Raw genomic sequence first — 22,157 nt, forward strand, 5'->3', positions numbered from 1 at the left:
TCCGATAATGAAAAACATAAAACTTTCAGGCAAAAAGTTTTTCATTTTAGAGATTCTTTTTCTCATGATTCACTTATGGTTTTGCCAAATATTTTAAAATTGGCGGCTTAATTTTGCCAAACTCAAGTTAACTTATAAACCAATGGGGCCTGAATAGAAAAAGGAAGTCAAGACTTTTGTGGAAGAAATTTAGTATCAGAAATGGATATTTAATTTTGGATAAAAATAGATTTGATTCAGCGATTTATTCTGAAAAGTTTTAGACATAAATTTTCCTTTTTAACCAATTAAATCCACAGAACCAAAATCTTTTTGCTTTAATAATTCATTAATTCCAGATAAATTAAAATATTCCGGATCAAATTCCTCTTCCAGCCACTCCATCATTCCTTCGTATTCTTCGTGCTCGGGATTTTTTATGATTTCTAATAAATTTTCATAGCCTCCCATACCACCACAATCCTCTGGCGGACAGTTTCTCTTGCCGTCAATACATTTTGGATAATAAACTTTTTTCTCTATGGGTAAAAATTTTTCTAAAAGAATAGTGTGTTCCCAGTTATCTCCAAAATCATAAGTGTATGTAAATTTTTCATTTTCTTTGTTGATTAAACTATCCAGTTTGATTGAAGAATAATCAATAATCCTATTTTCATCATCAAATTCATCGTCAGGCAGACCATAAATATTACCCTCTATCTCAAACTCGTGCAAATGCGAGTTTGTCCAGCCCATTATTGTCTGAATAATCTTATGCAGGTCAGGCAATAATACATTTGATTTGACTAAAAACCGCCGCCAGATTGAAGGATGGCTGTCATTTAATGTGATTTTTAATTGATAAATTTTGGTCATGTTCTCCTCCATCGGTAGTTCGCTATTAACCAAATGCCTAAGGATGCTACATTGTCCCATTTATATCCCCTTAATGTCCCAAATGTCCCATAAATGTCCGATATCTAATAGTGTAACGTCCGTCTCAACTTAACGATTACCTAAAGATTCTGTCTTACATCAAGCATTGAATCATCATCTCCAGCCATTTTTTTATCAAAAGGGGCTCAGATTGATTTAGGTTTTTAATAAACTCTATTGTTCATTTTTTTTGTTCCTTCATCTCTAAAATTTGCCGCCCTTTTAAAGTAATTCTATATTTTTGAAATTTGCTATTTGGTTTATCTGGAACAGTTAATACAATATAACCCTTTTCAAGAAGATGTTGGATCCCTTTTTTAAAATTACCTGTCCTTTTTTGATAACCGGCAATTCCAAGAAGTTCTCTCCCTGTTTTATCACTTTCTGCACATGCAGTTAAAATTTTTATTTGCCAAATAGGCAATTCAACTTGGGCCTTTTTAAACTTTGACTCACCTCCAACAGCCTCAAATGCACCTTAAAGCTCTACCGTTAATAAAAAACTTAAAAAAACATAAAAATACCAAAGATTAATTATCTATTTAACGTAAGCAACCGCCGTTCTCTTTTTAATTCTTTTATCAATTCTTCCTCGCTCGGTAAATACAATTTGTATCGGGACGCAAAAATTTGCTTGTTATCTTTAGGAAGCGTGTATCGGACAACGGCATCCTTTTTATTTTCGCACAAAATGAGACCGACCGTTGGATTATCATCCGGCTGTCTCAGGTCGCGGTCATAATAATTTACATACATCTGCATCTGACCGATATCCTGATGAGTCAGCTTACCTACTTTCAAATCCACGAGTGTATAACATTTCAAAATTGTATTATAGAAAACTAAGTCGATGTAAAAGTGGTCGCCATCGAGTGAAATGCGTTTTTGCCGAGCTACGAAAGTAAAACCTTTCCCCAATTCAAGTAAAAATTTTGAAAGATTATCAATAAGCGCCTGCTCAAGTTTGGTTTCGTAAAGTTTGGAACTTGGGGATAAGCCCGTAAACTCCAAAACATACGGATCCTTTATCATATCTTCGTATGTCTGAAGCTCTTGACCCTTTTGTGCCAATTTCATAAGACCTTTTTTATCTTTACTTAAGGCAAGCCGTTCAAAAAGAAGTGAACCTTTTTGACGCTCAAGCTCCCGAGCCGACCAATTATTTTTAACACACTCAATCTCATAAAAATACCTGGCTTCAGGTTTCTCAATACGCATTAAAATACGGTAATGGCTCCAGCTTAATTCTCTACGCACTGTGTCGAGAATCGGATATACTTCATAAAATTTACGCATATTCCATAAATTACTATCATCAAATCCTTTCCCAAAATCAACAGATAACTGCTTGGCGAGGGTTTCTATTAACTTCTTTCCATATATAGCACGGACATTACCTTTCTGCTCTTCCTCTATAATTTCCCGGCCAATTTGCCAATACGCGATAACCATTTCCGTATTAATAGCCCGAGCAACATTTCCGCGCGCTTCCTCAATGATTTTTCTAATTCGATCATATATCCCTGAATGCATATCTGTTTTTTTATTCAGACTATTCGACTTTAACTTATCAGATTTCATATGCTTTTGACAAATTATACCATCAATTTCTTAATTTTTAACGCAATAAAATTTCTTTCTCAGGGAGATATAGTGTGCCACGGGGTGGGGTAAAAAGAGGTGTTTTTTTGATGAGATATTACATTCAAGTTTTTGATCGGAAATTGTGCCCGAAATTGTGCCCGCCGCTATCCAAATCCCTCCAATTTATGCCAACTCCTGCCAACATGCAAGTTTTTCAAAAAAGCCTTATCTGGTAAATAGATGCTTTGTTTTCAGGCACTTACACGATTTTCAATTTTAGCCGGACAAAGTCTTTTAAGTCCACTGCGTCTACCAGTTCCGCCACCCCGGCAACCAACTATCAATTTTTCAATTTTTTAAATCAATTCAGATATTATAACACTAATGAAAAATTTTTTCTAATGTTTTTTATTTCATTTTATTTCCGATTTTCAGCTTTTCACTCTTGCCCGAAATCATGTCCTTATTAACAATCCTGCTTGTCTAAATTCCCTTTTTACCGTTCTATAAATATCCTCAAATTCGGGAAGCAGCGACATTTGGGAAAAAAGCCTGGTTTCCCAAAGTTTTTTTAAGCGTTGTTCTTTCAAAGGAAATTCTTTCAACACACCAGCCAGTTTTTCACCGCGGAATTCTATTTTTTGTTCCACGGCTCCGGTTAATTCTAAAAGACTGATATGTTTATTGTGAATCAAATACCATATGTCATAGAGGTCACGAGGTTCATTCCGTGCCCTATCCAAAAGAGCAATCACTTTCTCCGAAGATATCTCTTGAAGAGAATAAACACTGATGATTGCATTATCCGGAATATCCTGGTATTCATCATAACCCTGGAGAACTTTTTTATGCATGATCGGAAAAACTATTTTCTCTTGTAATGTAATGTCTATTTTGACCCCTTTATTTGAAGCAGCCGGCAGAGGGCCTTCATATCCAATAAAAAAGGTATAGGTATTTGCATGGTTATGCCGATCCTGCCGTGAAAAATAAAATTTTATCCCGGATGTTTTATAAATGTAATCGTAGACAATTTCCAGTTGTTTTAGAATATCTTCCAAAGAAATTTCTTTTGCTAAAGTAAAATCCATGTCTTCTGAAAAACGATAGTCAAAAAAATAACATTTTTTGATAGCCGTCCCGCCTTTAAATAGAAGAATATCCTTCAAAGGAGTTTTGGATAATCCCGCCAAAAACCAGGAAAGGCAATAATCCCGTTCAAGGATTATCTCTGGAATACGCCGTCCGCCTTTCCGGGCAAGACGGTTTGAAAGTAATGAAAGATTTCGTTGTGGTATCACTTTATGTCCTTATTACAGATAAAAGTTCTTCAGGGTTCACATTAAGATGCAATTTCCACTTTCTTAAATATTTTCCTTCCCCTGGCAAAACTGGATCTAACCGTACATAAGTTTCTGTAAGATGCTTAAAAAGAATTCCCATGTTTTCTTGACTCCCAATATTGTAAAGTTCCAATAAATATCCGAGCCTGCGAATAACAGAACCCACATTCATTTCCACAGCATATTCAATAAGCCGGTTTATATCCATATCTTTATGTCCTATCCATAGGCCCTTGGCTACTTCTGTTAATCCACCGCAATATTCCGGTTGTCTAAGACAATCAATAATTGTCCGTTCAGGATTGCTGAGTCTTACCTTTTCTTGCTTTGTCGCCCAATGGTCAGTCAATCCGAAAAAAAGTTTTTTCTTGCTTCGTATAAAACGAAACTCTATACCGTGTGTTTTAATGGGTCTTCGCGATTTTAAGACTGTAACATAAACAACTAATTGCGGCTGGGTAACCATATTGTGAATCTCCATTGCTGTCCCGTGAGAGAGGTAATAATCTTTTCCATTCACAATTTCACGCGCAACAATTAACGGATTCCCCGTATATTCAGATTCTTTTCCAAGCTCAAGCGGTATCAGTATAAAAAGTCCTGCTTTTAATCGTGTAACAATTCCTCTGTTAATAAGTTTACGAACAAAATTCCGCGATGCAAATTCATCTAAATGAAGAATTTTTTGTACATCCTTTAAATGAAATATGCGCTTGTTCTGATCGTATAGGGTAGTAACTAAATGAGAAGAACGAGGGCCCATTGTTTTAGATTTAGTATATTTTTTTTGCATTTTATATCCTTTATGAACAAATATTACAATACTGGTAAAATTTTGTCAATTAAATTATTATATTGTTATTGCATTTAGTGTCCTACCAGGACACATTACGCATTTATGATATGATAGCAAAAGTAAAGCTATGTTTTTATTTTCCATAAAGTAACTCAATAATATTGTTATCTGGTAATAAGTTGCATTAATTATTCTAAATATATTTTTGAAAAATATAGTGTGCCACGGTTTTACTCCACCATTATCCGGACTTCATCCGCGTTATTGAAAGAATCAATCGCGGTAAGCCTGTGCAGTCCTTTTTCAAGCTCCCAATCTGCTTTATAAGGCGGCCGGACTTTTGCATATTCAATACCGTCAACATACCATTTAACATGCTCAGCCGGCTTTCCCACAATTACCTGCAAATCAATGACCTGGCTGAAAAAATCCTTATCGATCACATATCTGTCTCCGTCCAGCGGGTAGGTTATCCTGATGTGGCCTTCCGGCCCGTTAAAAACGTTATACCTTGAGATATCAGCACCATTCCCGATAGAGTGGTGAGAGTTTTCTACAATAATCCACTCTTTTTCAATGGTTTCGTCTCCAAAAACCTCCCCCTCCTTGACATTAATTGCCGGCTTATCCACCGGCTTCACCGGTTCTTTTTGAAAAACCCTGTCAAGGTCTTCTTCAAAACCAGCGAGTTTATTATTTCCCACTGTGCCTTTCCTGTTTTTTTCATAAAGCCATGCCGCGTAATTTACGGGCAGGTATCTTGACTCATTATTTTTTAAATGGAAAATACACGGCGTTTCCGGCACATTTTTTTCAATAAACAACTCTTCTTTCAAATGGGAACAATCAGCGGTCGGCGGCATGCCGGAAAAAGAACATACCTTAACCGATACGAGGCCGGCCGGCACCTGGAATTCCCCGGGATTTGCCTTGTTATATATATAAACCAGCACGTCATAAAGAACAGGGACCGCGCCGTCTTCCCCGTTTAAATTATAGGTGGGCCTGCCTTCAAAATTACCTGTCCAGACTCCAAAGGTATATTCAGGAGTGTAAGCGATGACCCAGGCATCCCGGTAATTGGTGCTCGTTCCGGTCTTTAAAGCGGCCTTAAAAGGAAACTGCAATTTTTTATTGCTGAAGGTAAGCATCTTTGCCGAGTAATCCGAAAGAAAATCCGTAATGATATAGGACGCCTGCGGAGAAAAAACAAACCGGGGAGCCTCTTCTTCTTCATTTAAAATAAATTTCAGCGGCCTGTAAATACCACCGCTGGCAAGCATGGCATAAGCCGCAGCCAGCTGTTGAAGAGTTATCTCCGGGTTCCCGATTGCCATTCCCAATCCGAAATATTCCGGGCCCTTATCCGGGTAGTTTATTAAATTCATTTTTTTAAGGGTATTATAAAATTCTTCATACCCCACCTGTTCAATCAAATTAATGGTCGAAAGATTTAATGAACTTGCAAGGGCCGTCCGCATAGTGACAGGGCCGTATTCTTTCCGGTCATAATTCCTTGGCATATAATCACCGGACGGGGCCTTGAATATTTTCTCGATATCAGACAATATAAGGGACGGGCTGTATCCGGAATCAAGGGCCAGCGCGTAAAGAAACGGTTTTAATGTTGACCCGGGTGATCTTAACGCGTTCGTCCCGTTATTAAACCCTTTCGCTTTTTCGCTGTATTCAAATGACCCGGCCATTGAAAGGACCTCCATAGTTGAATTCCTGACCATAATAAACGCGGATTGATTGGCGCCTTTCGCGTTTAAACGGTCCCTGTGCGATTTTATTATTTTTTCTATGTTCTTTTGGATGCCTGAATCAAGCGTTGTAACGATATCGCCTGTCAGTCCGCTATATTTTTTTGAGACAAAATCCACAAAGTGCGGACCTTCCATCGGGAACCTTTTCATTTTAAAAGATATTCCGCTGTTTTTAGCATCGTTAAATTCTTTTTCACTGATATACCCAAGCTCGGACATTCTTCTTAATACCCAGTTTTTTCTATCTTCAAGCCTTCCGGAATAATTCCCGTAATAATCAAGGCTGCCCGGCACTTTAGGCAGAGACGCGAGCAGCGCGCATTCCAATACATTAAGTTCGCTGCATTTTTTTTCAAAATAAACCTCCGAGGCGATTTTCACCCCCCGCAAATTATTGCCGAGCGGCACCCTGTTTAAATATTGTTCCATAATTTTTTCTTTTCCAAGTTCCATTTCAAGCTTTACACTTTCGACAACTTCGACAAATTTGTTCAAAAAAGTCCTTCTACGTTTCTTGATAAGTTTCACTACCTGCTGGGTAATGGTGGACGCGCCTGATACAATCCTTCCCGCGGCCAGATTGTCCTTTACCGCCCGGGCAATTGAACTCAAACAAAACCCGTAATGGCTGTAAAAATTTTCATCCTCGGCCGCGATAAAGGCGTTTTTTAAAAGCACTGGAACTTCACCGGAGGGGACCCACAAATGCCTTTCCCCGTTTTTATCAACAAAAAAACGGAGCGTTCTTTCTTCCCTGTCTTTAATAATTAAATTAGAAGGATATAAAAGGTCTTCAGGGGAAATATAGTTTATTCTGTATAACATAAAAGTGAAAAGCAACAAAATTATCAACAGGGCCTGGCATATAATTCTTTTTTTAAAAAAGAAAAATTTTTTAAACATTTACTTTCCTTCGATAATAATTTTATCCAGCGGAGTATAAGCGACTATTTCCGGAGAATACATCAATTCAACCTTTGAGGAAGGAACAATAAACTCTCCCGCGCAAACCGCCCTGGCATAATAACTGTATTCATAGGGGCCCTGCCATATATCGTTTTTAAATACAAGCACCCGGTCATTCCTTATTTCAAAATAATTGGGGACAAAATTATAAAAACCGCCCGGATTCCAGTAATACCAGTAATACTCTTCTTTATTATAATTTGACCCGGCCGGCACCGGTTCCTCTGTTTTTATGGCGCTGTTTATCGCCACAAATCCGGCAGGAAAAGGGTCATCAATGGCAATGTATTGATAATGGCCCCCGGCCTCTATTTTAATTTTTACCTTGACTATATCCCCTACCCTGATTTTATTTTTACCGCTTGTGCTTTCGATATCCTTTGAAATTCTAAAACCGTTCGAATAACCTTTTTCGCCGTAATCCACTCTTGGAAAATTTATTTCCACTTTATACATTAATGATTCCCTGGAATCGGAAAATAATGTAAAAGAAGGATTGTCCATAAAATCCCGCGGGTCAAGCTCCAGGGAATAGTTTTTTAGAGGGTCAAATTGGAATTTCCATTCTTTGCCTTGAGGATTTTTAACACCGAAATTTACAAGCCCGCTGGCAAAATTCAGGCCCTTGAAATACTCTCCCAGGGCCGCCAAAGCCCATCCCGTGTCAGTGGTGGTCCTCCATATTCCCTGCTTATCAATATTACCTATCAATTCCAATGCCAGATAATTTTTGATTTCATTGTCTGAAACAATATTAACACACGCTATTAACGCCAAAGCCCTGCCTATATGCCTGCTGTAATAATGCCCGTAATATTCAGAATAACCCGCGGGGGAATTTAAAACATCCAGCAATTCATTTTGCAGTGTTTCCTTCGGCACAAAACTGGAAGCGCCCGCGGCAGCGATCAAAATAATCCGGTTTTCTTTAGGCTCTCTTTCCTTATCTTTTGAAACAGTTTCAAAAGTATTTTTATCCAGCCTGCCGTTTAAGGCAAGAAGATACGAAGCAAGGATTTTAAACGAACTGTCGCTGTTTGTCCCGTTTATTTCGCTCCTTAGATAATTTAATGATTTATCAAACAATGAAGAAGGGACATCAAATCCTCCAAGCCTGGCCCTGGTTAAAGCGTTCACCGCATAAATTGAACCCCATGGACTCGGCCTCCTATCGCCCGGCCAGTATCCAAAACCTCCTGAATCAGTCTGCATACTGAGAATCCTCTCAACACCCGCCTTTAAAAATTTATCTGTCTCTTCTGCGGAAATATCCGGGACAAGGCCCTGTAATATCAGGTTCCTGAGCGCCGCCAGGGGGAAAACCCCGGAACTGGTCTGTTCAATACATCCATAGGGATATCTTAAAAGATATTTTAACCCGGGTGAGAGCTTGAAAAAAGGCGATCCTGAAACAGTCAAAACGCATTTAATTTCATCCTCGTTTAAATCCCGCCACTTTATTGATTCGGTCCCTTCAGGAAATGTATAAATAATTTCCTTCGAACCGGAAAAATTCCCGAATAAAACGTCTTTCCCGCGTATATACCCTGAATTTACAGGGACCTTAACCTCAACTGCATCTGATTTTCCGTCAAAACTGCCGCTAAAAGTTACGGTAGAAAATCCTGCTTTTTCCGCCTTTCCTTTTACGGGAATAAGGCTCCTGTCATATGAGTTCAAAGGATAATTGCTCTTTTCATCCGCGGCTGACAACGCGAGGTTCCCATCCGGCCTTAAATCTATATTGACGGTCCCGCTGCCTTCGGTTTTATTAAAAGCCGACAATAGAAACAAAAAAGTATCGCCTTTTGTCAAAAATCTCGGGAGCCCCGGTTCAAGGTAGAAATCCCTGGTAACCAATAATTTTCTTTCAACCGATTCAAACCGGCTTCCCTTATCGCAGGCAACAACATAAACACGGTATGAAGTTATAGTGTCCGGGCATTTAAAACGTATTGACGCATTGCCGTTTTCATCAGTTAAAACAGCCGGGTTAAAATAGGCAACCGGCCTGAAATCTTTCCTCATTATGGGAGTTGACACTTCTATCCCTTCGTCCCCGCCGCCGCCCCCGGTCAACGGCAAATTAGACAATTCCGAAAACGGAGTCTGCCCTAAAAGAAACGGAGTGAAATCATAGGTAAAAACAGAAAGGGGATAAACAAAACGGATTAAATCATTCAGGCGGGGCGTTCCATACCTGGTTAAGGCGAGGACACTTTCATCAACAACACCAACAGCCAATTCACTTACAAAACCTTTATTTTTTTCATCCAGAACCTTAATATTAAGTTCTACTTCACTCCCGGGCAGGGCTTTAAGTTCCCTGTCTTTCTCATTAATGGCAACCTTTATTTTATTATATTGTTTTTTTACTTCGACATTAACATACCCGAAAGCCACAGACGGCATTTCCTCATCGTATTGATAGCTGTAGTTTGGAAAATCACCCCTCGGGACCATTCCCGTCAATGAAATATAAACGTTTGGATAATAATCTTCTTTTACCGGCACCTTAATCTCGGGTGAACCAGGCGATACCTGGACAAGTTTATAATCTAAAATATCCCCGCGTTCAACCGTCATTAAGTAAGTTGACAATTTCTTTTTAGAATTCACCATTATTTTTATATCTTCATTTTCCGTGTAATATTTTTTTTCAGGTATTAAATTTACCTTTTCATATACCGCATTCCGGGATGTTTCCTCTTCCGAATAATCATAGTAATAATATCCTTCAACTTCATAAATTGTGCTCGAAGTATAAATTTTGCCGTCATTTTCATAACTAAAACTCAAAAGATATTTCCCGCCCCAGTTAAAATCAAAATCAAAAATCGCCTCGCCGTCCGCGATATTGATAAAACTGGAATATTCCCTGTCCCATACAATCTTGCTTACCCAATAAGTGTTGCCGGACTCATTTCTTTTTCTTATATATCTATGATTTTCTCTCAGGACATCAACTTTTAATCCGGCTTTTTTGATTCTTTTGCCCTTCCCGTCAATAAGAATCGTTTTTAATATTTGTCCGTCTTTAGATTTTATTCTGCCCGGGTGTTCACTTATGCCGATAAGGTATTCCGGGCTTATCTGGTAGACAGATGTATTTGTGGAAACCTTGGCGTCAAAATCCAAGACCGCGGCGTTTATTTCAACGCCTGCCATCCCGGACAACACTTCTTTCGATAAAGGTATTTTTAATGTAATCTCGCCTTTTTCATTTAAAATAGATTCCCCGGTCTCAAGGAGTTCATCGTTTATTCCCGTATACCCGAAAGTAAAATCCGGATAATCGTCCCTGTTAAAATTTGTTTTCACCAAATTAACTTTCCATCTTACCTGCCCGTTTTTCACCGGCCCGCCCGCGTAATATTTACCCATAATCACGCATTCGAGATATTCCTGCGTCTTTTCCATATTTACAAACCGCTTGTCTTTTTCGCTCTTTTTCACATAAGAAACATCAACAAAATGCCTCGGGGGTTTAAATTCCTGCACTTCAAAAGTCCTCACGGCAACAAGAGTTTTATCCTGGGAATACAGGTTTATCGTATATGTGCCAAGCGGGAAAAAAGATTTTAAAAAGATTTCGTCCTTTAATGTTCCAAATTCATTAATATCAAAATCCCTGCTGAATATTTCTTCTCCTTTTGAACTCAAAATCTGCACCCTGAACTTCGCCTCCCCTGGAACAAACACCTCTCCTTCCTTGTATTCACGGATTGTCCCTTTAAAATACACGGTTTCCCCGGGCTGGTACATCCCTCTTTCCGTGAAAACATGTCCCTTGTAAAATTTCTTGTTTCCCAGATCCGTAAACCTGCGGTGGTCAAACCCCTCAATTTTTAAATTTTTATTACGGTCAATCTGAAGATAGGAATAATCATCCCCGCCTTTAACTAATATCATGTCCAATTCTTTTAAATTTAACGGCGCGTTTTCTGATTTTTGGGAGTTTAAAGAAAAAGTCCTGTACAGCTTATTATCATTTTTAATAAAAACCACGCCGTCTTTATCCGTCCTGCCGGCCGCGAAAATGTTCAATTGTTTAGTCGCCAATAAAACTGAAATGTCTTTTAGCGGTTTTCCCGTTCTTAACGAAGTAATCCAGACTAATAATGAATTATCCGATTCTTTATATGTAATCCCGATATCGCTTATGCTAAGAAGATTTAATTGTGTCTGGGCAGGCAGAGTCTTATTGTTATTATTTAATCTCACTAATTCAACACTGCCCTTTTCCTTCCCATCCCTGAATTCCAGCGGGATTGAAAAATCATGTTCAACATTTCTCGGCTTGTTGTTGAAAAATAATTTTGAAGTATATTTTGTTTCATCAAGAAAATCAGCAAATATCTTATCCTCATCACTTTTCAGGGATGATTTTATTCCGGCTGACTGCTTATCTAAATTCGCCGACAATTTCTCATATTTAAGCTGGTCCTTTAAATTGATTACCGTTGGTATCAATATAGGCGGTATTTTTAATCCTTCATATAATATTTCATTCACATTCATTATTTTTACATTCAACATCTGCCGGCTGTCCCTTTCAATTATACTCCCGGCATCGGAATACTTTATTGAAGGCAGGTAATCAGGGATAATAAATGAATTTGTCCCCTCAACATATTTCCTCCCGTCAGTGCTTTTAAAATTTTCACCCACCAGGACCTTGTAATTCTGCCCCTGTATAAAATCACCGTGGACATCCACGGAATTATTACTATCTATATTCGTGTGGGCTATCATAGTGTGAGGAAAAAACTTTATAGAATTTCTAATAAAATTCGCCATCTCGTTATTATAGCGATACCTGTTGTATCCGGGGATGTTCGCGAAAGGGGCAGAAAAATTTATACTTATCCAGTGCCTTTTTCCTTCACTAAAGGTTTCTATTTTTGAAATAGTAAAAATGTCCTTAACCTGGAAGTTTACAGCAAAATCCTTTTTTAGTTGAAAGTTGTTGCCTGCATCCCTTAATCCTTCTTTTACAGTTATTTTATAACTGCCTTCGTGGCGGTCTCCAACCGGAAGGATTACAATATTTTTTCTGGGGCTATTGTCGTTTTCAATAAATTCAAATCCCTGCCTGTATTTTAATGGAATACCGTCGACCTCTATTTTAATAAATTCGGCGGCCTCCGGTGCAGTAACCGCTTCGCTGAAATCCAGATGCAATTTCCAATTAAGCGCCTGGATTTCACTGGAAGACTCAAATTTGCCTGAAACAAATAATTCTTTTTCAGGCGCTTTGTTCAACAGATCCAAAACACCCGCATTAATTATTTCAGCATTAATCGATACTAACAACAGTGTCACGATAGTTAATAATACATTTTTACTTTTTATACTATCTCCTTTCAAAAGGAATAATATTAATAAAATTGTATTATAACACTATTAATATAAATCATTAATTTTTTTTATTAACTGTGTGATTATTTTGCCTGTAGCAAAATCCGATGTGTCGATAGTTAAATCAGCCTGTTTGTAACAGGGCGCGCGTTTTTTCAAGATGGACTTTATTTCCTTAAGCGGTTCAGGCTTGTTTAAGAGCGGGCGGGTTCCTTTCTGTTGTTTTATTCTTTCTAAAATAATTTCGGGGCTTGTTTTTAGACATATTATAATCCCTTTTTTCTTAAGACGCTCCATATTTTCGGGTAAAAGGACAGCACCCCCTCCTGTTGAAATAACAATGTTGTTTTTCTTTGAAGCTTTTTTAATAATATTTTTTTCAACATTTCGAAAATATTCTTCGCCTTTTTCTTTAAATATTTTTGAAATCCTTTTCCCTTCGTTCTTTTCAATTAAAAAATCAGTATCAATAAATTCCATGTTTAATTTTTTGGCCAAAATTTTCCCCAGTATAGTTTTCCCCGTAGCCATAAAACCGATTAAAACAATATTCATTACGTTTTTAACCTCATTTTTCCTTTTTGAATTTTTCTAAAAACATTTCATCTTCTTTTGACCAGTTAACTAATTCCCTTTCGTAATCGGTCACTCCCAGATCTTTTATTTTCTCAATCCTTTCTATTTCCGCTAAATTATCCTTAAATTTTCCGGGATCATTTGCCTTCAAGTAAATATATGCCAGGTAAATCCTCGCCCCTAAAAAATTCGGTTCCAGTTCTACGCTTTTTAAAAAATATCTCTCGGCTTCGTTTAATTTTAAACTGGAAAGATAGAATTTGGCAAGATAAAACGGATAAAAAGCGTTATGCGGGTCATATACAAAACATTTTTCCATGACAGCCGACGCCAGATATAAATTAATTTCTCCCTGCATATTATTGTAATAAAAAGAGGCCAGTTTGGAATAAAAAACCGCGTTGTCTTTCTCAAAATATATAGCATGATGATAGAATTTCTCAGCCTCTTTTAATTTTTCTTTTTTTGGCTTATCATTATCCAAAAGCAAAGCTTCCGCAAGGTAGGAATAGACGGGAGCGATACCGGGTGTCCATTTAACTGCCTTTTTAAAATGCCTGACAGCTGAATTTACATCTTTTCTGTTAAGATAAAAAAATCCGGCCTTTGTTTCAAAATATGAAAAAACCGGGGTGGAAACAAAAAATATAAAAATTACGACCGTTATAAAAGACAAATACGATAGATATGAACTTGGCAGGACTATTTCCGCTTTCTTTTTGCAGGTCAGGCTCTCATGCGCCGCCAATAAAAAAACAAACAGGACGGCAATTCCAGGGTGGTGAAAATTGTAATCAAAGAAACCTTGTAATATAATCAAACCGGCCGCCGTATAAATGTTAAATATAAAATTATTATTTTTTTCTTTTATTAAAAAAATAAATTTTACCAAAAATACAAATCCGGTAATAATCCCGGTAAATCCAAGTTCCGCGCCAAGCTCGAGAAATTCATTATGGGCGTATTGGGCAAACCTTCCATACTGGCTCACGGCCCCCTCGACGGGCAGGCGGAACAACAGGTAGCTGTTTTTATAATTGCCGAGGCCGACTCCGTCCCAAAAGTTTTCTTTTATCATCCGGACACTGCTTTTCCATATTGAGATCCGGTAATATGAAAGAACATCCCTGTTCCCGGTGTCCAAAAACCTTTTCATATTTGGTGTGAAAAATACCGCTATAAGAAAAATCCCGGCTATAATAAAAAACCATTTCGAAAAACCAAACTTTTCATGAATCCAGATCAACATGACAAAAAAAAGCAGGAGCAAACCTGTCCGGGACTGTGAATATATTAAACTAAAAATAATAAAGGCTGATAAAAGTAAATAATAAAATACCCTGATATTTTTTTTATCTCTTGCTCCTTTTGAGATTTTACCGGGTATAAATACCAGCAAAGGCACAAGAAAACCCATAAGGAAATTGGGGCTTGCAAATGTGCCGGTCAGCCGCATTTCCCCGAGATAAAATCTTTTCCCGACGGCAAATATTGATTCGGCAAGGGCAAAAAAAAGAAAAATATCGACAAGTCCATCCGCCTCATTATCGGTTTCTATAAAAATCACAAGAAGGTAATAAAGAACAATTATACTGATTATTTTAATCCACTCTTCGCGCGCGAAAAATGAATTAAAATTTCCCAAATAATTTAATGTCGAAAAGACAAAAAGAAAAAAGACAGGCAGATCAAAGTTTGTTCTTTTAAAAATCACTTTTTTTTGGTAAAAAGAACATAAAAGGAAAATACCAAGAAGCAGAAATATCAGGATTTCAAGAGATTTAATGGAAACAATGCCCGCGCTTGAACTGAAAAATACAGAAAGAAAAAAAAGAATAATAAATAAGGTATGGTTAAACCGCCTCACGACCTTTTCACATAATTCTTATAATAAGAAAAACCTGCTTTTATTTCATCCATCGAATCCCCTCCAAATTTTTCCAGAAAGGTGTCAGCTATAATCATGGCAATCATTGCCTCTCCTATGACCGATGCCGCATATACCGCGCACACATCGGACCTTTCATAGCCTGCTTCCACCATTTTTTTCGTGGACATGTCAACTGAAGAAAGCGGTGTTTTTAACGTGGGTATCGGTTTCATTGAGGCCCTGATAATTATTGGTTCACCATTAGTCATTCCGCCTTCCAACCCTCCCGCGTTATTTGTTTTTCTGTAATATTCACCCCTGCCCGCCCTGCCCCTGTAAAAAATCTCATCATGCACATCTGAACCAAGCCTCCTGCCGGCTTCAAATCCCAAACCTATCTCCACCCCTTTTATAGCGGGAATGCTCATTAGTGCCTGGGCCAATTTCCCGTCCAATCTCCTGTCCCAGTGGACATAACTTCCTAAACCGACCGGTGCGTTAAGGACCTGGATTTCAAAAATCCCGCCCAAACTATTGCCTTCTTTTACAGCTTTGTCAATTTTTGATTTTATTTTTTTCTCAGAATTCAAGGCTTGAGATTTTATTCCGCCGATTTCTACCACATCCGATTTTATTTCAATGCCGAATTCTCTAAGAAAAAGTTTACAAACCGCGCCGGCCGCCACCCGCATCGTTGTTTCTCTTGCGCTTGAACGTTCAAGAACATTACGGATATCATCATGATGGTATTTAATGGCCCCTGCGAAATCAGCATGCCCCGGGCGGGGTCTTGTGATTTTTTTATAAGCCACGGGATGGTCCATTGACACAGACATAATCTCTTCCCAGTTCTGCCAGTCCAGATTAGGGACGACAAGGACAACGGGATTTCCCAATGTTCTTCCAAAACGGACACCGGCGGTTATGTCAACTTTGTCTTTTTCTATTCTCATCCGCGGACCGCGGCCGTAGCCTGCCTGCCGCCGGGACAATTCTCCGTTAATAAAATCAACGTCTATTTTTAAACCAGCCGGCAATCCCTCTATTACAGCGGTCAAATTCCTGCCGTGTGATTCACCCGCAGTTAAAAATCTAATCATACATATCCTTATTTTCTTTTGCCTCTTGTTTTGCTTTCCTTTTCCATTTTTTCTTTTTCCAATTCTTCCGGGCTTTTTTCTAAATCGATGGATTCCATTCTTTTTAATCCAAGAAAAGCGTCTTGTTTCATCTCTTCGTCCGTAATTATATGAGGCGTGACAAAAATAAGAAGTTCATTGTTGCTGTTCGAATCGGCCTTATTTTTAAAGAAAAACCCTACAAACGGTATATTGCTCAAAAACGGGACTTTGTTTTCCGTTTGTGAAATATCTTTTCTTATCAACCCGCCAATAACGGCTGTTTGTGAATCTTTAACCATCACCATGGTCTGCGCTTCAGTAGTATTTATTTCAATTTCGCCCTTTGACACAGGCTGAGGTTCAATAAAACTTACCTCCGGTTTTATCTGCATCGAGATATGATTATCCGCTGTAATATGCGGTTTCACTTCTAATTTTATTCCTACAGGGATCAGTCTTGTCACCGGGCGGCCGTCTTCATCAAGCAGTCTGATAGGCACTTTTTTACCGATAGTAATAACAGCGTTTTCATTATCCAATGTACAAACCTTAGGACTTGCCAGTAATTCTGTTGTCCCCCGGTCAAGCATGGCGTGAAGCGCGGCGTTAAGTGAAAAATTATCAATTACCGTTCCAACTGTAATATTGCTTGTCCCGGACAACGCGGGAAGCATTCCGACATCAATACTGGCCCTGCCGCCCGGATTAACGGTTTTTATTCCACCGCTTGAGCCGTCAGGAACACCCCAATTTATTCCAAGCCTCTTTGTATCATCGCTCTTTATTTGAATCAGTTTGCTTTCGATAATAACCTGCGGGGTCCTTTTATCAAGGACCGCAACCATATCTTCAATCTTCTTGATATTTTCCTGTATATCGCTGATAACCATTGAATTTGTTCTTTTATCCGTCATTATGTTCCCGCGTTCACTAAGAAGTTTTTGAAGTGTATTTTTCATCTCTTCAACAGACGCGTAACTGACAAAGATGGTTTTAGTGTTTAAAGGTATCATTGGTTTTGCGGCCTCTTCAGCCTTGAGTTTGGCAAGTTCTTCTTCAACACGCGCTTTCTGGTCGGCCTTTATTTTGGCAACTGATGCCACCCGTATAATATTCCCCGTCTTTTCATATGTAAAACCGTTTATTTCAAGAATCGTTTTTAAAGCCTGTTCCCATGGGACCTTTGAGAGACGCAGCGTGACCTTTCCCTGCACTTCGCTGCCCGCAACAATATTAAGCCCGCTTTTATATGAAAACATTCTCAAAACATTATTAATATCGACATCACGAAAGTCCATCGATATCAGGCCCTGGTCTTCTGTTCCCGATTCATCATTTGTTTTTTGCGCCAGGGGTTCTTCTTTGTCCTGCGGGACATTATCCGATAAAATATCAGATTCGCCTTTTTCCAGAATAATGGCAAAACCTGTATCATTTTTTTCAATTTTATAAGGAAACATCGCCTGCAATTCAAAAACCAGCCTGACTATTTTTACGGGAGCTGCCTGGTATTGGCTTGATCTGATAATTTTGATAAAAGGATTATTGATATACTGGTTGGCATTTTTTAAATTAGAAACAGAATCTAAAATATCAAATATAAGAAATTTTTTATCTTTCAATTCCAATAATTTATAATCAGCTCCCCTGTCCAATTTTATATCAACCTTGCAGGAATTGCTGAAGGTTGCGATATCTATGCTATTGACCTGGATATCCTTCTCTTCAGCCCGGTTATTTCCAAAATAAATCAAAAGAAAAAACAGTAAAAAATAAAGAAATATATTTTTTTTCACTTATCTTCCCCCCTCTCAAATTAATGGGTTATTTTTCCGCTTTCATTTCGATTTGCCTGTTCAATATATTATTGCCTTTCATCATCGTCAGGTTTACGGAATTTTTATCAATATCTTCTATTCTTATTTTTTTATCTTTTCCGATATAATCATTTTTCTGGTAAATAGTATCATCTCCTCCAAAAAGCACAAGGTAGCCTTCTCCATCCCCCAGGATTGCCGCAATTTCAATTTTACCCCATTCTTCATTAAAGATATTAGCTCCCAATTCCGCCATTTTTTTCTCTTCTTCTTCCTTCCTTTTCTTTTCCTCCAATTCCGCTTTCATTTTTTCTCTTTCCAGCATAAGCGAATAAAAAGGGTCTTTTCTGTTCTCGTAAGGATATATAAAGCCCGACGGTTCTAAAAGGGAAAAATCTATTTCTTTAGTTACCATAAGCTGTTTTTCAGCAACTTTTACCGCCTCTTCACGGTGTATGTTTTTTCCAGCAATTTTACTCACTGCCTCCCTGACTTTGGAAGCTTCTTTTTTTGTGTCTACTTCCTGCTTTGCACAAGCAGCGAAAATAAAAATAATTAATAAAAAAAATAAATTTTTTCTCATGATATTTTAATTACGGTGCCACCCAGACCTCTATCATATCTTTTTCTTCTGAATAATACAGCCAGCAAACTTTACCTTCCTTATTTGCTCCGGCTTTGGTGCGGACCAAAATTTCAAAAGGCGAATTATCGCCGGCAGTAATAGAAGGTACTTTAAATTCCTGGATCTTGGTATCATAAAATTGCCTCAGGTAATTATTCGGTTCAACTAATTCCTCCTGAAGAACATTTATCGAACTTGCATTATCCAAATCCGACTGGTCCGGGTAATGCCCATATTCTATATAATACATATTTATACCTTTAAGAATTGTATTCAAATTATCTTTAGCGGCCGCTATCCTGGTCTTGTCTTTGGCAGTCATAAAATTCGGGACAGCTATGGACGCCAATATCCCGATAATAAATATAACAAATACGAGCTCAACCAACGTATAGCCTCTCTCTTTTTCCATAAATAACCTCATATTAAACCCTGTTTTTTTATTTCCACATTGAAACAATTCCAGGCCAATCCAATATCAACGTACCTATATCAGTAGTTTTCCCTGATTCAACTATTACATTTGTCCAAAATGGAACTGCTTCAGCGGAGGTAGTATCACTTACCCACCATATTCCGTTAACTTTAAGCTTAAGGTCAAAAGTGGCCGAATTAACATAAACAACAGGAGGCCCTAAATCTTCTGTCCCAAGGTTAATATCGATCTCAAAATTGCCGTCATTGGGATTTATCGGTGCGCGAAGAGACGGGCCTTTATAGCCGGATTTCCCTTCAATAACAACCTCCGTGTCAGTATTATTGCTCCCGGGGGGGGCATAACCCGGCCGCAATATTTTCCCTTTAAGTGTTCCATTGGCCCCGTAATTACTCCCGGCACAGCCAATTAATGATACGCAGATGAATATTAAAAATATTTTTTTCACCCCGCCCTTCCTTTCTTATCATAACTCTTTAGTTTTAACAAAAAACTAATTAGTTTCTCCCGCTCTTCTTTAACAATTCTTAGGAAGAGCGGGGTTCATGTTTTACTCCCTGCCCGCCTATGGTGGGCCTGTCCGCCTAAGAGGACTTACGCTATTTTACAACAGCAGAAACATTCTCCAGGTAAATATAACTTTTAGCTATCATTTCAGCCTTTATCGTAATATGCTCATCTTTTTCATTTATATTGGATATTTTTATACTTGATACATTTATTAACCTTGGCAAACCCGCCAGTTTATTCAAAAAAAGCCCTACATTATGGAACCCGCCTTTAACATTTAACGTAATCGGGACTTCCCCGTAAAATTCTTTTGTTATAATCGACTGGGGTTTAAAAAATAGAAAGTCTATGTTTGATTCCCTCCCTTTGGCATCAATACTTTTCAGCAAATCGGGTATTTCCTTTTCCTTGGGAAGCTGCATTTTAACACTGGTTAGTTTCTCTTCGAGATCTTTTATTTCGTTTTTCAGCCGTTCCTGGTTTTTTGCCTGGATAGACGCTTTTCTCAATTGAATTTCCTTATTGCTCCTGTCTTCTATTAACTTATCAAATTCTTTTTCTTTCGGCAAATACAACAAATAAACATATCCCCCGATTAAAATTAAAATTGCCAGTGTATACAAGCCATATCTTTGTTTTTTGCCGATTTTAGCCATAGTTACATTTCCTGCTTTAAGATCAATATTATCTGAAATTTAACAGTATCTTCCTCGCTTTGAACAACCTTCTGCGCGTAATCCAGCTCCACTCTTTGAATAAAAGCTGATGTTTCCAGTGCCAGCATAAATTTCGCGAGTAAAAGATTTGTAAAAGAAAAACCGTTGATAGTAATGGTCCTCCCGTCATTCTGCGTAAAATTCGTAAGCCAGACTCCATTGGGCAATTTTCTTGTCAAATCATCAAAAAACCTGGGCCATATATTACGGTCAACCACTATCTTCTTTATAACATTCATCCGCTGGAGCAACAAGGATTTGTCTTTCTCCAGTTTGTCGACATTTCTTGCAACTTCACTTAATTTTTCCAGTTCTTTTTCCAAAACACCGATTGAATTTTTTATTTCTCCTATTTTACGGCTTTCATACGCGGAAACCAGTCCTCCAAGGACCGCAATTAAAGCAACAACACAAATTAACAATGTTATTTCCTGTTGAAACGGCCCGAACAATTTTTTTTCCGGCGGCAATAAATTAATTTTTATCATTATATGCTTCCTCTGCTGCTATTTGCCATCACCTCAGCGCCAATCCAATGCTTACTCCTAAAACAGGCGATAATTCTCTTAATTTTGCCATGTCGAATTTAGTTTCATCAATCTTTATATTGGCCAGCGGGTTTGCAACTTCAACAGACACTTTAAAAATATCAGAAAAATAATCAATTAATCCTTTCATCCGTGCTGTCCCGCCGCTTAAAATTATTTTTTTAATTTCCTTCTCTTCTCCCATCCCGTGGAAATAATCAAAGGATCTCCTGACCTCATTAACCAATTGCTCCATCACATTATTGACGACCTTTTTAATCCTCTCTTCATCACTCGCTACCGCGGCAATTTCTTCTTTTGGCTCTATTTTTTGCGAGTCTGTTTTAGCCCCTTCCAATTCTCCCGCACCACGTATAAATTGTATCCCTTCCGCGACATCAGCCGTTTTTCTCCCTAATATCTGCGAATCAATCTTCATCAGGTTGATTTTCATCTCTTCCGCTTTATTAAAATCAACATTAAACTCTTTTTGTATCGCCCTTGTAAAATGATTGCCGCCCACTGAAATCTCGCGCACGAAATAAGGGCTTGTTTTTTTCATAATATTCAGGTTAGTCAGTTCCCCGCCGATATTCAAGAGACATAACACATCATCGTCCTTTACTCCCGAACTTGTCTCGTAGGAATTAGCGATTGCGAACGAATCCAGGTCAACCAGCACCGGCTTTAAGCTTAACTGGGACAAAATATCCATATAGCTTTTAATTTTGTCCTTCTTTGCCGCAACCAGCAGCACACCCATTTGTTTCAGTTTCTCATTTTTTTCGTCAGGAATAATCTGGAAATCCAGGACAACCTCGTCTATTGAAAAAGGTATATGCTGTTCTGCTTCCCAGTGGATTGAATCCCGCAGTTCTTCCTCAGTCATTAAAGGCATCTTTATCTTTTTTACAATGACTGAACGGCCTGAAAGGCCTACTCTTACCTCTTTTATTTTGATATTACTTTCGGTAATGACCTTCCTGATAGCTTCTACAATAGAATTGGCATCAACAATTACACCGTCTGATATGGCTTCCGGGGGGAAAGGCGCTGAACCGAAGCTGATTAACTCAATTTCATTTTTCTTTTTTTGAAGTTCAACCATTTTGACCGCATCGGTCCCGATATCTAAACCGATAGTAATATTTTTTTTGCTGAACATTATTACTCCTGATAAAATTAAGGCCTGATTCTGTTATCGGAAGATAAATGAACAAACTTG

The 22,157-nt window shown here is 38.2% G+C and carries 17 protein-coding genes; all 17 read right to left on the reverse strand.

Annotation, left to right across the window (positions count from 1 at the left end):
* Positions 1-279: 279 nt before the first annotated feature.
* The gene (locus tag AB1498_04170) at positions 280-855 is read right to left on the reverse strand and encodes a plasmid pRiA4b ORF-3 family protein (GenBank protein MEW6087477.1); all 576 of its coding nucleotides are present in this window, start codon (positions 853-855) and stop codon (positions 280-282) included.
* Positions 856-1,096: 241 nt separating this feature from the next.
* Positions 1,097-1,339, reverse strand: a complete 243-nt coding sequence (locus tag AB1498_04175; protein ID MEW6087478.1) for a Fic family protein — start codon at positions 1,337-1,339, stop codon at positions 1,097-1,099.
* Positions 1,340-1,449: 110 nt separating this feature from the next.
* Positions 1,450-2,448 (reverse strand): PDDEXK nuclease domain-containing protein, encoded by a 999-nt coding sequence (locus tag AB1498_04180; GenBank protein MEW6087479.1) that lies wholly within the window; start codon positions 2,446-2,448, stop codon positions 1,450-1,452.
* A gap of 506 nt (positions 2,449-2,954) precedes the next feature.
* On the reverse strand, positions 2,955-3,800 hold the full coding sequence (locus AB1498_04185; protein MEW6087480.1) for a nucleotidyl transferase AbiEii/AbiGii toxin family protein: 846 nt from the start codon (positions 3,798-3,800) through the stop codon (positions 2,955-2,957).
* A 1-nt stretch (position 3,801) separates the two neighbouring features.
* Positions 3,802-4,635, reverse strand: coding sequence for a type IV toxin-antitoxin system AbiEi family antitoxin (locus AB1498_04190; protein MEW6087481.1), 834 nt, complete (start codon positions 4,633-4,635; stop codon positions 3,802-3,804).
* Positions 4,636-4,868: 233 nt separating this feature from the next.
* On the reverse strand, positions 4,869-7,310 hold the full coding sequence (gene pbpC / locus AB1498_04195; protein MEW6087482.1) for a penicillin-binding protein 1C: 2,442 nt from the start codon (positions 7,308-7,310) through the stop codon (positions 4,869-4,871).
* A complete protein-coding gene (locus tag AB1498_04200) occupies positions 7,311-12,647 on the reverse strand; it encodes an alpha-2-macroglobulin family protein (GenBank protein MEW6087483.1) in 5,337 nt (1,778 codons plus the stop codon).
* A 132-nt stretch (positions 12,648-12,779) separates the two neighbouring features.
* Positions 12,780-13,289: a shikimate kinase gene (locus AB1498_04205; protein MEW6087484.1), complete on the reverse strand. Its 510-nt coding sequence runs from the start codon at positions 13,287-13,289 to the stop codon at positions 12,780-12,782.
* 13 nt (positions 13,290-13,302) lie between these two features.
* Positions 13,303-15,177, reverse strand: coding sequence for an O-antigen ligase family protein (locus AB1498_04210; protein MEW6087485.1), 1,875 nt, complete (start codon positions 15,175-15,177; stop codon positions 13,303-13,305).
* The gene (aroC, locus tag AB1498_04215) at positions 15,174-16,280 is read right to left on the reverse strand and encodes a chorismate synthase (GenBank protein MEW6087486.1); all 1,107 of its coding nucleotides are present in this window, start codon (positions 16,278-16,280) and stop codon (positions 15,174-15,176) included. Before aroC ends, AB1498_04210 begins: the two co-directional genes overlap by 4 nt.
* 8 nt (positions 16,281-16,288) lie before the next feature.
* A complete protein-coding gene (gene pilQ, locus AB1498_04220) occupies positions 16,289-18,097 on the reverse strand; it encodes a type IV pilus secretin PilQ (protein ID MEW6087487.1) in 1,809 nt (602 codons plus the stop codon).
* A gap of 28 nt (positions 18,098-18,125) precedes the next feature.
* Entirely contained in the window at positions 18,126-18,701 is a 576-nt protein-coding gene (locus AB1498_04225; protein ID MEW6087488.1) for a hypothetical protein, read from the reverse strand.
* Between the two features lie 10 nt (positions 18,702-18,711).
* Positions 18,712-19,155, reverse strand: coding sequence for a prepilin-type N-terminal cleavage/methylation domain-containing protein (locus AB1498_04230; GenBank protein MEW6087489.1), 444 nt, complete (start codon positions 19,153-19,155; stop codon positions 18,712-18,714).
* A 28-nt stretch (positions 19,156-19,183) separates the two neighbouring features.
* Entirely contained in the window at positions 19,184-19,627 is a 444-nt protein-coding gene (locus AB1498_04235) for a hypothetical protein (protein MEW6087490.1), read from the reverse strand.
* 151 nt (positions 19,628-19,778) lie between these two features.
* Entirely contained in the window at positions 19,779-20,345 is a 567-nt protein-coding gene (pilO, locus tag AB1498_04240) for a type 4a pilus biogenesis protein PilO (protein ID MEW6087491.1), read from the reverse strand.
* Positions 20,346-20,347: 2 nt separating this feature from the next.
* The gene (locus tag AB1498_04245) at positions 20,348-20,893 is read right to left on the reverse strand and encodes a PilN domain-containing protein (protein MEW6087492.1); all 546 of its coding nucleotides are present in this window, start codon (positions 20,891-20,893) and stop codon (positions 20,348-20,350) included.
* A 28-nt stretch (positions 20,894-20,921) separates the two neighbouring features.
* Positions 20,922-22,097, reverse strand: a complete 1,176-nt coding sequence (pilM, locus tag AB1498_04250) for a type IV pilus assembly protein PilM (GenBank protein MEW6087493.1) — start codon at positions 22,095-22,097, stop codon at positions 20,922-20,924.
* Between the last annotated feature and the right edge of the window lie 60 nt (positions 22,098-22,157).

Source organism: bacterium (assembly GCA_040754625.1).
GTDB lineage: Bacteria > JACRDZ01 > JAQUKH01 > JAQUKH01 > JAQUKH01 > JAQUKH01.